General features: G+C 44.1%; 13 protein-coding genes. 9 read left to right on the forward strand and 4 right to left on the reverse strand.

Going from position 1 to position 12394, the window contains the following annotated elements:
* Positions 1-107: 107 nt before the first annotated feature.
* From ACX17N_RS11165 to ACX17N_RS11190, 6 genes are all read left to right on the forward strand, one after another.
* On the forward strand, positions 108-680 hold the full coding sequence (locus ACX17N_RS11165) for an HdeD family acid-resistance protein (RefSeq protein WP_458892644.1): 573 nt from the start codon (positions 108-110) through the stop codon (positions 678-680).
* A gap of 97 nt (positions 681-777) precedes the next feature.
* Entirely contained in the window at positions 778-1932 is a 1155-nt protein-coding gene (locus ACX17N_RS11170) for a glycerate kinase family protein (protein WP_458892688.1), read from the forward strand.
* A gap of 91 nt (positions 1933-2023) precedes the next feature.
* Complete coding sequence (locus ACX17N_RS11175; RefSeq protein ID WP_458892645.1) at positions 2024-4012, forward strand: ATP-dependent helicase; 1989 nt, start codon at positions 2024-2026, stop codon at positions 4010-4012.
* Positions 4013-4086: 74 nt separating this feature from the next.
* Positions 4087-4338: an RNA recognition motif domain-containing protein gene (locus ACX17N_RS11180; protein WP_458892646.1), complete on the forward strand. Its 252-nt coding sequence runs from the start codon at positions 4087-4089 to the stop codon at positions 4336-4338.
* A gap of 479 nt (positions 4339-4817) precedes the next feature.
* The gene (locus tag ACX17N_RS11185) at positions 4818-5321 is read left to right on the forward strand and encodes a DUF6586 family protein (RefSeq protein WP_458892647.1); all 504 of its coding nucleotides are present in this window, start codon (positions 4818-4820) and stop codon (positions 5319-5321) included.
* 107 nt (positions 5322-5428) lie between these two features.
* On the forward strand, positions 5429-5707 hold the full coding sequence (locus ACX17N_RS11190; protein WP_016168262.1) for a hypothetical protein: 279 nt from the start codon (positions 5429-5431) through the stop codon (positions 5705-5707).
* Between the two features lie 52 nt (positions 5708-5759).
* On the opposite strand, the gene ACX17N_RS11195 is transcribed toward ACX17N_RS11190, so the two are convergent.
* The 4 genes from ACX17N_RS11195 to ACX17N_RS11210 form a co-directional block, all read right to left on the reverse strand.
* Entirely contained in the window at positions 5760-7478 is a 1719-nt protein-coding gene (locus ACX17N_RS11195; protein ID WP_458892648.1) for a cation:proton antiporter, read from the reverse strand.
* Positions 7479-7623: 145 nt separating this feature from the next.
* On the reverse strand, positions 7624-7779 hold the full coding sequence (rpmG, locus tag ACX17N_RS11200) for a 50S ribosomal protein L33 (RefSeq protein ID WP_003654787.1): 156 nt from the start codon (positions 7777-7779) through the stop codon (positions 7624-7626).
* 16 nt (positions 7780-7795) lie between these two features.
* Positions 7796-8032: a 50S ribosomal protein L28 gene (gene rpmB, locus ACX17N_RS11205; protein ID WP_000048256.1), complete on the reverse strand. Its 237-nt coding sequence runs from the start codon at positions 8030-8032 to the stop codon at positions 7796-7798.
* Between the two features lie 165 nt (positions 8033-8197).
* A complete protein-coding gene (locus ACX17N_RS11210) occupies positions 8198-9646 on the reverse strand; it encodes a coniferyl aldehyde dehydrogenase (protein WP_458892649.1) in 1449 nt (482 codons plus the stop codon).
* Between the two features lie 115 nt (positions 9647-9761).
* Here ACX17N_RS11210 and ACX17N_RS11215 point away from each other — a divergent pair, with 115 nt between their 5' ends.
* The 3 genes from ACX17N_RS11215 to ACX17N_RS11225 all read left to right on the forward strand — a co-directional run bounded on the left by ACX17N_RS11215 (position 9762) and on the right by ACX17N_RS11225 (position 12387).
* The gene (locus ACX17N_RS11215; protein ID WP_458892650.1) at positions 9762-10454 is read left to right on the forward strand and encodes a TetR/AcrR family transcriptional regulator; all 693 of its coding nucleotides are present in this window, start codon (positions 9762-9764) and stop codon (positions 10452-10454) included.
* A gap of 80 nt (positions 10455-10534) precedes the next feature.
* Positions 10535-11401 (forward strand): formyltetrahydrofolate deformylase, encoded by an 867-nt coding sequence (purU, locus tag ACX17N_RS11220; RefSeq protein WP_458892651.1) that lies wholly within the window; start codon positions 10535-10537, stop codon positions 11399-11401.
* A gap of 215 nt (positions 11402-11616) precedes the next feature.
* Complete coding sequence (locus tag ACX17N_RS11225) at positions 11617-12387, forward strand: TonB family protein (protein WP_458892652.1); 771 nt, start codon at positions 11617-11619, stop codon at positions 12385-12387.
* Positions 12388-12394 lie beyond the last annotated feature (7 nt).

A 12394-nucleotide genomic window follows, 5' to 3' on the forward strand; every position in this document is an offset into this window, starting at 1 on the left:
CAGTTCTTTACTTGACTGTGGATAAAAAAGATGCAGATTGGTAACAGACAGGTCATTTAAAATCGATAATAATCATGGTCATCCATCACAAAAAATTGAGAAAAAATATGAAAACTGTGGGCAATGATCTGGTTCGACATCAATTACATGAAAACCGTAAATGGTACTTGGCACTGGGCATTCTGTTGACCGTGTTTGGCTTTATTTTGTTGGCGGCTTTGCCATTTGCGACCCTGTCAGCGGTTTATTTGTTTGGTATTTTAATGATGATCGGTGGGGTACTACACTTGGTCGCGGCATTTAAAATCTTTGAGGGGGGGTATCGTTGGCTGTGGGCCGCATTTGCGATTTTTTATCTGATTGCGGGTTATTATGCCTTTACCACGCCTGTCAAAACGGCCATTGTATTAACCAGTTTCTTGGCCATTTTCTTGGTGATCGCGGGGATTGTGCGGAGTGTAAATGCCTTTATGCTAAAACCTTTGGCAGGCTGGGGCTGGACGCTTTTTTCAGGGGTGCTCACCTTCATTACAGGGGTGGTGATCTTAATGTCTCCGACTGCGCCATTTTGGGTGTTGGGTATGTTCCTTGCTGTGGATATTCTATTTCAAGGCATCAATTATTTAACCTTAGCCTCATATATCAAGCACGAAGTTCCTAAAAGTTCGGCAGACTTATAGGGGAAGATAGCCTTAGAGTCACCGGAAAAAGAGTGCTATGTGCGCTCTTTTTTATTGCGTATGATGCAAGAATACTCCAGTTATGCTTCATACACTTATGCCTAAAACTTTTGTGCTTGCTCCAGATTCCTTTAAAGAAAGTATGACCGCTCAACAAGCCTGTGAAGCTATGCAACGTGGTATTCAGCGTGTATATCCAGATGCGGTGTGTGTTCAGGTTCCAATGGCAGATGGCGGTGAGGGAACGGTCGATGCTTTGGTCGCGGCAGTACACGGTAGGAAAGTACCTTGCATGGTTTCTGGCCCTCTGGTCGAACAGCAGATCACTAGCTATTGGGGATTGCTGGATGAAGGTAAAACCGCAGTGATTGAAATGGCCAAAGCCAATGGAATTCATCTATTGGAACCCTCTAAACGCAATCCTGCATTGACGTCGACCTATGGAACTGGGCAGATGATCCAACAAGCATTGGGTCGAGGGGTGACTCAAATCATTATTGGACTAGGTGGCAGTGTGACCAACGATGCGGGTATGGGCATGGCACAGGCATTAGGGGTGCGATTTTTAGATGGCGACGGGAACGATGTTGCTCAAGGGGGTGGGCAGTTGCATCGGGTTGTTCAGATTGATGTGTCACAACGTGATCCACGCTTGGAGCAGGTTGAGATCGTGATTGCGAGTGATGTCAACAATCCACTTTGCGGGGAAAATGGCGCCTCTCAGGTCTTTGGAGCACAGAAGGGGGCTACACCAGCCATGGTGCATCAATTGGATCACAATTTGGCACATTTTGCAGATGTAGTGAAAGCTCAATTGCAGCTCGATTATGCCAATATTGCTGGCGCAGGTGCTGCAGGTGGCTTGGGCTATGGCTTGATGGTGTTCACGGGGGCAAAAATCTGTTCTGGGGTGGAAATGGTAATTCAGCATACACAACTGGCCCAGCATGTTGCCGATGCCGATTATGTTTTTACTGGTGAAGGATGTATTGATTTTCAAACCAAATTGGGTAAAACGCCCTATGGCGTGGCACAAGTAGCAAAGCAATTTAATAAGCCTGTGATTGCCTTTGCTGGAGCAATTGGTGATCGCGTTGAAGAATTATATGCTGAAGGTTTTACTGCCATTTTTGGAATTGTGGATGCTGCGTGTGATTTGCCTACAGCCTTAAAAAATGGGCAAAATAATTTGGAACGAAGCTGTGAGAATGTGGCACGGCTTTTATCCTTACAGCCATGTCTTGAAACTTAAAGGATGGGCTTAGGTACGCGATAAAAAGCAAAATCGGCATTTTAGAGGGGATTTTGTTAAACTAGGCATCGATCTAGCACGATGAGCCATTATGAGTTTAGCCAGCCTAATTGATGAATTAAATCCACAACAAAAGCAAGCAGCCACGACAGCGTCGCAACATAGTCTGGTGCTGGCAGGGGCAGGCTGTGGTAAGACCAAAACCATTGTGGCGCGTGCGGCCTATTTGATTGATCAGGGGGTGCCTGCCAATCAAATTCAAATCCTCACCTTTACGCGTCGTGCAGCCAGTGAAATTGTGGCGCGGGTAGAACTGGCTTTGGGTGAGCAAGCCAAAGGGCTGCGTGCATCGACTTTTCATACCTTTTGTATGTATCTGTTGCGCCGCGTACCGAAAGCCTTTGGATTAGAACAATTCTCGATTATTGATCGGGATGACCAGTTGATGATGTTTCGTCTGATTCGTGGTAAAGACGACAAGAAAAATCCCAATCAATTGCCTAAGCCACAAGAGCTATGCGATCTCTATTCTTTTGCACGCAATACTCGTCAGAAATTGAGTGAGGCTTTAGAAAAACAGCATCCTGAGCATTTGGTGTTTAAAGATCAAATCGCTGCAATCATGCAAGAATATGAAAGCCGCAAGCGTGCCCGCAGCTTTTTGGACTATGATGATATTTTAGCCATTGTTGCTTCGGTGCTCGATCAGTCAGAAGGCTTGGTGGATTATGTGGCTTCGATTTGCCAGCATATGCTGGTGGATGAAATGCAGGATACCAATCCCTTACAGTGGGCGCTGCTCGATCCCTTAAAAGACAAAGTTAGCCTGTTCTGCGTCGGAGATGATGCCCAGTCGATTTATGGGTTCCGTGGTGCCGATTTTGAAAACATACACTACTTTAAAGAACGCGTGCCTGATGCAGTGGTCTATAAACTGGAGCAGAACTATCGTTCTACCCAAGAAATTTTAGATTTATCCAATTGGTTACTGGATCAGTCTGAAATTCATTATGACAAACGTTTGGATGCATATCGGGGGGAGGGAATTAAGCCCCGGATGCATATTTTTCCGAATGAATTTGATGAAGCCAAATGGATTGCCATAGACATTAAAGAACGCCATTACTTGCAGGGGCATCCGTGGTCAGATCATATGGTCTTGGTGCGTTCTAGCTTTGCTGCACGGCATATCGAGGCGGCTTGTATTGCGGCCAATGTCCCGTACCGTTTTATTGGTGGCATGAAGTTGCTGGAAACGGCCCATGTGAAAGATTTACTGAGTCTGTTACGCGTGATTGCCAATCCGCTGGATGATATTGCCTGGATGCGCTTTCTTACCTTGTGGAATGGTGTAGGCGATGTCGGTGCCAGTCGTTTAGCACAGCAATTGTTACTGGAACCTGAGTTCGAGGTAATGTTTACGAAGCTGGAACAGTTTGGGCGTATTCCAGCAGATGTCTTGTTGATCATGAAGCAAATGACGGTGCTGAAACAAGAAGTACAAGCCTGTGTCAGTTTGGGGATTCAGGCGATTGAAGCTCAACTGGCGGAAAATTATAAAAAAGACTGGAATCGTCGCCAAGGTGATTTTGAACTGGTGAAGCAGTTGGCTGCCAAACATGCTCAATTAAGCGAATTTCTTGAGGAATATGTGCTTGATCCTGTGTCGATTTCTGAAATTGAACGTCAGTCCGATCGTGATGTGGTGACTCTGATTACCATCCATTCTGCCAAAGGCACCGAACAGAAGGTTTGTTATGTAGCGAATGTAACGCCAGGGCAGTATCCACATGCGCGAGCGCAGGGGAATTTTGACGAGGTTGAGGAAGAGCGGCGGGTGCTGTATGTCGCGCTGACTCGTGCGAAAAATGAGCTGATTTTAACGAAGCAGAACTTAAATCTGTGGGCGCGCGATGTGATTGATGAACAAGGACGTACCGTTGAAAGTTATTTCCTGAATGATTTGACGCGAAATTTATGTACGCTAGAAACGCATCATAAAACCCGCCAGCAGACGGTGAAAAGTGCTTTAATTGAACGTCAGTCAATTGATTTAGATTTTGGGATCAATCTCGATTAAACTATCGCTATTGCGAAGCTTGAAAGCCAATTCCATTCTGCTTTTTGAGTATTTGCCTATTTTAAGGTTTAAAGATGAAAATTTTAGTTCGTAATTTAGAACGTACTGTCACAGAAGATGAATTACTGAAGCTGTTTCAGCAATACGGTACAGTCGACACTTGTCAGTTGGTGTTGGATGCCGAAACAGGTAAATCCAAAGGTTTTGCTTTTGTGGAAATGCCACATGGCCGTGAAGCGGTAAAAGCGATTAAAGGTTTAAATACCTTGCGTTTACATGGCACAGGTATTCGGGTCAAGCAAGCTGAAGACAAGCCACAGGCTTAAATTAAAAGGAGCAATATTTGCTCCTTTTTTTTGATAAAAATTATAAAAACTCTGATTCAGCATAATCTAGGTCGGCACCTGCTAGTAAATATATTGTCCAAGGCCAACAAGCATTGGAAATTCGCGCTAGGTGATCAACACAACGCTATTGCAAAGATTTACTGATGCTCGAAGCCGAGGCATGATCGGGATCGCCACGGCATTATAGAGGTAGGTTGCGCTGTTACGTTCGTTAATCATCATTCGCTTCATATTCAGAAAACCCTGAACTTGATTTCGCCCAAGCCTTCTATTGAGGACACGGTATTGCGCTTGGGTCATTGAAAATGTCAGACCAATAAACCCCCAATAAAAACTATGACTCACCGTAAAATATCTTGGATAGAACAGGAACAGATGTAATTTTTTTATTGTGCATCGAATTGAATTGAGTTTAATCTTAGAGCTGTTACAAAATGCCCAAAAAATAGGAAATCCGTATGTCCCGTGTTGCTCGCTTCCATGCCGACCGTACCAATCAGAAATTATATTTTGCACGTTTGTCGTGCCAACAAGCAGAGCAAATCGATCATATTCAACAAGCACAGGCCTATCGTGAGGCAGCAGTTTTTCATCTGCATGGTGCGGTACTGGCTTTCTTGCAGGAGTTGGTGCGTTATTACCGTTTAAATGACTTGCAGCCGACTTTAAAGTCCATTGAGGAGTTGATGGCGGCCAAAGGTCAAGTTTCACCAGAAGTTACGGTGATGCAGCAACTTGCTAAAGATGGCTTTATTGCGGAATTAAAGCGTGCCTATCGGATGTGCCAGTACGCACCTGAGCCAACTGCGCCACAACCAGAAGATGAAACCTCATCTAACTTGATTATTAAAGTGACGCAAACTCCGCAGGCGTGGTTACCGGATACGAAAATTTTACGTGAATGGCATCGTGATTTGACTCAGTTGATTGATGGTTTTCGCAATGAAATGGTGGAGTTTTAAGTAAATCAAGGCAAATGCTTGAAGTTTAGATTTTTGACCCGATATTAATAATCTAAGCAATGCAAAGTGCAACGGCCTTTGCCACCATGTTGAACATGGAGGAAGATATGTCTATAGAGCAATTGAAAGAGTTATTCGGGAATCAGGAAGCGGTTTTAGAGTTAGTTCAACTTGAAGGTGGTGAGTTGGCATTGCGTAACGCAGGCTCAGAGAAAGAACCTCTGGTGAAAATTCAGTTTAACGATGAAGTAAAAGCCTTGTTGGGTGATCAGACCGCTGTGATTGCACAGCACATGATTCAGGCGGCATTGTTTGGCTTGCTTGAAAAACAAGTGAATGAATGGCAAGCCGAGGTTGTGGACGAAAAACCACAGTTTATGAGCTAAGCTGTTTTAGCCCAAAAAGCGCACATGATGTGCGCTTTTTTATGCCTGAGAATTAATGACTCGGGGATTGATGGTGAGCCAGTTCAATTTGATTAAGAATATGATTGCTCATATTTTTCGCCATTTCCTCTTTGGCTAAATACACTTCACCAAGGTTTTCTTTGCGAATGACTTCAGCCTCTTCTTTACTTTCGGCACAAATCAAGACCTGTATTTGAGGGTTTAAGGTTTTGGCAATATCGACAATTTTATGAATGTCGATAATATCCATCGGAGACAGCACCAAAAGTCGGGCATGCTGAATATGGGCCTGAATCAGTACACCGGGTTCGGTCGCCACCCCTGATACCGCAGCAATGCCTTTTTCACGTAGATTCTCGACAATATCGCGGTTTTCTTCAGCAATGACCACCTTAATTTCTTTCGCCATCAGACTTTTGGTAATACGACGCCCGACTTCACCATGACCGACAATTACGATTTGGTCACGTAAATAATCTTGCGAGACTTCATCTGGCAGCATCGCCAAGGGATCACTGCTTCGCTCTAATAAGCGCGCCAGTGAAGAACGTTCACGAATCCAGTTTTGAATCGGTTCAATCGCAGCAAAAATAAAGGAGTTTAGGGTGATGGAAATCAGCGCACCCGCCAAAATTAAGTTTTGACCTTCCAATGACAAGAGCTTTAAGGACACGCCCAGTGTGGCCAGAATAAAAGAGAACTCGCCAATCTGTGCCAGACTCGCACCGACGGTGAGGGCTGTATTGATGGGATAGCGAAAGAATAAGACCAAGGCCATGGCGGCAATGGTCTTACCAATCATGATAATGCCCACGACGGCTAAAACGTGTTCTGGTTGTTCCCATAAAATACGTGGATCGAACAGCATACCCACCGAGACAAAGAACAAGATGGCGAAAATTTCGCGTAAAGGCAGAGTTTCTTCTTCAGCGCGATGACTAAAGTCCGATTCTTTTACCACCATCCCAGCAAAGAAGGCACCGAGCGCCATAGAGACACCAAAGACCTTATAGGCCCCAAATGCAATCGAGACGGCAGCAGCGACAACGGTCAAGGTAAACAGCTCACGGGAACCCAAGCGCGCAACAAACTGCATGATCATCGGGACGAGACGTTTGCCAATGATCAACATAAAGGCAATAAAGCCTGCGACTTTTAATAAGGTTAAGCCGAGGGTCAGCCAGATATTGTCCTGCCCAGCATGCCCTGAGATAGATTCTCCGCCCAGTAACACCGCTGTTGCAGGTAGGAGCACCAAAACTAGCACCATGACCAGATCTTCAACCAGCAGCCAGCCAACCGCAATTTTACCGTTAATCGAGTTGAGGAGGCCTTGATCGGCCAAGGCTTTGAGTAAGACCACTGTACTGGCACACGATAAACTGAGACCAAAGACCAAAGCGGAACCAAAACTCCATCCCCACAGCATGGATACACCGATCCCTAACAATGTTGCCACGGCAATTTGTAAGATGGCACCAGGAAGGGCAATTCTTCGGACTTGTAAGAGGTCGTTTAGGGAAAAGTGCATGCCGACCCCGAACATCAGGAACATGACCCCCAGTTCGGCCAGCTGATTGGCCAGTTGAATATCCGCAACAATCCCTGGGGTGTTGGGACTAATAATGATGCCTGCAATTAAATACCCGATGAGCGGGGGAAGGCGTAAACGCGCAGCAAGATAGCCAAAGATCAGCGCTAACCCAAAACCAAAAGCCAGTAATATGATGAGATCTACATTATGTGGCACTAAAAACTCCTTAAACACAAGTTAAGGGTGAAAAGAAAATAAGCACAAAGAATGCCAAAAAGTTATTTAAGTTTATCAAGGCGCATAAAAAAAATGCAAAAAAAAACGACCCCAGATAAGGTCGTTTTCTTTTAAGAATCTAAAATTATTTGATTTTAGCTTCTTTGAAGATTACGTGTTGACGGATTTTTGGATCAAATTTTTTGATTTCCATTTTTTCCGGCATAGTACGTTTGTTTTTAGTAGTGGTATAGAAATAACCTGTACCAGCTGTAGAAACTAAGCGAATCTTATCACGCATTGTCCTGACTCCTTACTTAGATCTTTTGACCTTGAGCACGTAGGTCAGCAACAACCTTTTCAATGCCCAATTTGTCGATAATACGCATACCCTTAGTAGTAAGACGAAGACGTACGAAACGTTTTTCGCTTTCTAACCAGAAGCGGTGGTGGTGCAGGTTCGGCTCGAACCGGCGCTTAGTTTTGTTGTTGGCGTGTGAGACGTTGTTACCAACGACTGGACGCTTGCCGGTAACTTGGCAAACCTTAGACATGGTGTAACTCCATTGATTTAGCCAACAGCAAATCTGTATGGCCAGTCAAAAATAAACGGATTGAATTCATTCAAGGGGCGTTTTATACCAAAAATGCGCTTAAAAGACAAGCGATTTTCATTAAAACTCGACATGAACTAGTGCGATAGCTCATGCCTTGATCACTTAACGAAGAAGAGTTTTCAAAATCAATTTGTGAATCGGCTTATTAAACGGCGGGAGAATGTATTTAAAGCTATACAGCTTTGGATTCGACATCATAGACCGTTCATGCGACAAACTGAAGAAACCTTCTGGACCATGATATTTCCCCATTCCTGATGCACCAACGCCACCAAAAGGTAAGTCGTCTTGCGCAACATGGGTCAATACCGTGTTTTGTCCAAAATGCCCTGAATGGGTACGCTGTGCGACATAATCCGCACGCGCCTGATCAAAGTCGAAGTAGTATAAAGCAAGTGGACGAGGACGGCTATTAATAAAGTCGATTACATCGTCAATTTGATCATATTCCATGATGGGCAGTACTGGTCCGAAAATCTCGTTTTGCATAATCTGCATGTCGGGTGTCACGTCTGCGACAATGGTTGGCGCAATTTTACGAACAGCCGTCAAATTTTCTTGTTGAGGATTGATCTCGATAATTTTTGCCCCATGCACCTCAGCATCTTGCAAATAGCCCTGAATCCGACGGTACTGTTTGTCGTTAATCATCGAGGTGTAATCCTGATTATCTTTAAGATGTGGGTACATCTCGGTGACATAGGACTGAAACTTCTCCACAAATTCTTGAGTCTTGCCTTTCGGTAAGAACATAAAATCTGGGGCCACGCAGGTTTGACCGGCATTCCAGAGTTTACCGACCGCAACGCGCTGTGCCACATCGTCCAGATCAATTGATGGGTGTACCAAGACAGGGGATTTCCCCCCTAGCTCGAGAATTACCGGCACAAGATGTTCTGAGGCGGCTGCCATGACGGTTTTTCCGACATTGGTCGAGCCTGTAAAAATAATTTTGTCGAAAGCCAAATGGCTGAAAGCATCGGAAATGACCCCGCCGCCATTAATGACTGCAACCAATTCTTGTGGAAAGATTTCGGACAGGGCCATTTCAAGCACACGACCAAAATTACAGGAAGAACTTGAGATCTTGATCATGGCATGGTTGCCTGCGGCCAATGCGCAGATCAGTGGGCCCACAGAGAGGAGTAGTGGATAGTTCCACGGTGCAATAATCCCGATGACCCCCAAAGGCTGGTATTGTACCCAAGCTTTCGCAGGCTGATGGATGATTCCGACATGTCGCTTGGAGGGCTTCATCCATTTGGCTAAATGCTTGCTATAATATTTAATCTGTTCTAGGCAAGTGAGTAATTCCCCGATTTTGGTTTCGGCAATAGAACGGTTACCATAATCGAGATCAATTGCTTCAGCGAATTGATCTTGGTACTTAACCAAGATACGCTTAAGCCGTGCTAAACGATCAATACGTTCCTTTGCTGTCGGTAAAGGATAACGTTGGTAAGCATGTTTTTGCTGTTCAAGTACGTCGTGTAAGTATTGGAGATCAAAAGCATTGGGTGTCATTGCTGTTGTTTTTGTTTGACTGTTCATGACGCACTACCAGTTACATTAAAGCGGATAATTAATTTTTAGAGTAATAACTCTAAATAGTCAAGTCACTTTCTGTGTTAGTTTTCTAACCCATTGAATATATGGTTACTTTAGGATGTCTCACTCCAAAACGGTGAAAACCAAAGAACGCATTTTGCAATTGAGTTTGCAGTTGTTTAATGAACGTGGTGAACGCTCGGTCACGACTAATCATATTGCCGCTGAATTGGGCATGAGCCCGGGCAATTTGTATTACCACTTTCGTAATAAAAACGAAATTATTAAAGAATTGATGGAGCAGTATCAGAAAGAAACGCTGGAAATGCTCGCTTTACCTGACGACCGTGCTTTGGATGTAAATGACAAAATCAGTTATTTCCAAGTGCTCAGCAACCAATTGTGGGCGTATCGTTTTTTACATCGTGATGTATATCACTTGGTGGAAAATAATGAAGATTTCCGCAAAATGTATCCGCGTTTTGCAGGGCAGGTGATGCAACAAGGTCAAAAGATTTATCAGGCTTTTGTGGATGCAGGACTGATGCAAATGACGGCTTCAGAAATTGAAGCTTTAGTGATTAACTTGTGGATTGTGCTCACCAACTGGACCAACTTCTTATATATGTCAGGTCATATCAGTGACTCGAATCACTTGGAAGAAAAATGGGTTTGGCAAGCTTTACGTCAGATGGTGTTTCTTGAAGGGGCGTATTTACGTGGCGAAAGCCGTGAAACTTACGAGCGTTTACTGGAAAGTTTTGGTCCTTCAGAGTTATTTGCCAGCCTCTCGCTTGCGAAAAACAATTGAACTGAAACCAGCTATTTAGAAAGCGTTTAAAACGCGCTAGAATACTCGGCTTATTTAAATTAGGTGTAACAAGAACCAACATGAACATGACCACTGCTAACACGGCACGCTTACTGATTACTTGTGAAGATAAGCCAGGGATCGTGCAGGCTGTATCGAGCTTTTTGTATCATCAGGGAGCAAATATTACCGCACTTGATCAATACGCGACGGAAGCTACGGGCGGGCGTTATTTCATGCGTGTTGAGTTTGAATTAGACCACCTACAGTCACGTAAAGAAAGTTTGATTCAGACCTTTGCTGTGAATGTGGCAGAGCGGTATGCCATGCAATGGCGTTTTGCGTTCGTGAGTGACGTGAAAAAAGTCGGTATTTTGGTGTCTAAAGTCGACCACGCCTTACTTGAGCTGTTATGGCGTCATGCGCGTGGCGGCTTGTCATGTGAAATTACCAAAGTGGTTTCCAATCATCCTGATTTACGTGAAGCGGTTGAAAACTTCGGGATTCCATTCGAAGTGGTACCAGTCAATAAAGAAAACAAACGTGAAGCCTATGCCAAGATTGATGAATTGATGCAAGGCAATGATTTGCTGGTATTAGCGCGCTATATGCAAATTCTGGACGAAGAATTTGTGAAGCATTGGGAAATGAAAATTATCAATATTCACCATTCCTTCTTGCCAGCATTTGTGGGTGCAAATCCATACAAACAAGCTTATGAGAAAGGCGTGAAGTTGATTGGTGCGACGGCGCATTACGTAACGGCTGATTTAGACCAAGGCCCGATCATTGAGCAAGATGTCGAGCGTGTGAATCACGACTTTACGGTAGAGCAGTTACGTGAACTTGGTCAAGACGTCGAGCGTAATGTATTGGCACGTGCAGTGAAGTGGCATTTAGAAGACCGTATTATTGTGGATGGTAATAAAACCGTTGTTTTTCAATAACGATTATTAGCATTTGCAAAAAGGATCTGTTTTTTACAGGTCCTTTTTTTATTTTGATTCAAAAAACTCATCAAAACAGTGAAATTAATAGTTGCAAATGAAAACACTTCTCATTTATTATTGCGATACTTTAATTGTACTAACCGATGAGCTTGATTGTTAAATCCACGATTACACTCTCGTGAGCAGTCGCTTCTTTTAGGTCGCAGATTCTAATGGGTCAAATTTCTACTCCTTCTATGCAAGCTCCAAATCCGATGAAAAAGAAAATCATCTCAGCCTTAATTGCAGTTGCCATTGGGCATGTTGGGGTATTGTGGGCGGTGAGCCAGATGAAAGCACCTGAACTCCCTAAAGTGGAAAAAGAGCCATTAAAAGTACGATTTGTCAAAATTCAAGAACAACCAAAGCCTTTACCTCCAAAGCCGAAAGCTGAACCGAAACAAGAGCAGCCTAAGCCGAAAGAAGTGAAAGAGGTCAAAGTGGTGGAAAAACCACAGCCACAACCTCCGAAGAAGGTGGAAAAAGTTCAACAAGTCAAAAAAGCAGAAACGGTTAAACCGGTGACTCAGCCGACAGTGCAACCGCAGAAACCTGCCGTGGTGAGCACACCCGTGGTAGAAAAAGTGGTAAGTAAGCCAGAACCAGCTCCGCAACCTGTTGTTGAAAAACCTGCACCAACACCGACCACCAAGCGAGTTTCGATTGGTGGCTCAGGGGTACAATGGAGTCGTTCACCAAGACCAAGCTACGGCAATAGTGACTTGAAAGGTGAAACACGTACCATTGTGGTACTGATTGAAGCAGATGAGAAAGGTAAAATTACTAATGCTCGTGTGACCAAATCGACCGGTGTTCCAGCTTTAGACGAAAAGATTTTACGCGCAGTGCGCAGTGCAAAATTCAAACCTTACAAAGAAAATGGTGTTGCTTATCCAATCCGAGCAGAGCAACCATTTGAATTGGAATTGAATCCTAACGGCTAACTATTTT

The organism is Acinetobacter sp. GXMZU3951, from assembly GCF_054457875.1.

Coding starts and splice junctions, on each gene's coding strand:
- ACX17N_RS11215 (WP_458892650.1), top strand. CDS start 9,762: ATGTCTCACTCCAAAACGGTGAAAACCAAAGAACGCATTTTGCAATTG.
- ACX17N_RS11185 (WP_458892647.1), top strand. CDS start 4,818: ATGTCCCGTGTTGCTCGCTTCCATGCCGACCGTACCAATCAGAAATTA.
- ACX17N_RS11225 (WP_458892652.1), top strand. CDS start 11,617: ATGGGTCAAATTTCTACTCCTTCTATGCAAGCTCCAAATCCGATGAAA.
- rpmB (WP_000048256.1), bottom strand. CDS start 8,032: ATGTCTAAGGTTTGCCAAGTTACCGGCAAGCGTCCAGTCGTTGGTAAC.
- ACX17N_RS11210 (WP_458892649.1), bottom strand. CDS start 9,646: ATGAACAGTCAAACAAAAACAACAGCAATGACACCCAATGCTTTTGAT.
- ACX17N_RS11180 (WP_458892646.1), top strand. CDS start 4,087: ATGAAAATTTTAGTTCGTAATTTAGAACGTACTGTCACAGAAGATGAA.
- purU (WP_458892651.1), top strand. CDS start 10,535: ATGAACATGACCACTGCTAACACGGCACGCTTACTGATTACTTGTGAA.
- ACX17N_RS11175 (WP_458892645.1), top strand. CDS start 2,024: ATGAGTTTAGCCAGCCTAATTGATGAATTAAATCCACAACAAAAGCAA.
- ACX17N_RS11170 (WP_458892688.1), top strand. CDS start 778: ATGCCTAAAACTTTTGTGCTTGCTCCAGATTCCTTTAAAGAAAGTATG.
- ACX17N_RS11190 (WP_016168262.1), top strand. CDS start 5,429: ATGTCTATAGAGCAATTGAAAGAGTTATTCGGGAATCAGGAAGCGGTT.
- rpmG (WP_003654787.1), bottom strand. CDS start 7,779: ATGCGTGATAAGATTCGCTTAGTTTCTACAGCTGGTACAGGTTATTTC.
- ACX17N_RS11165 (WP_458892644.1), top strand. CDS start 108: ATGAAAACTGTGGGCAATGATCTGGTTCGACATCAATTACATGAAAAC.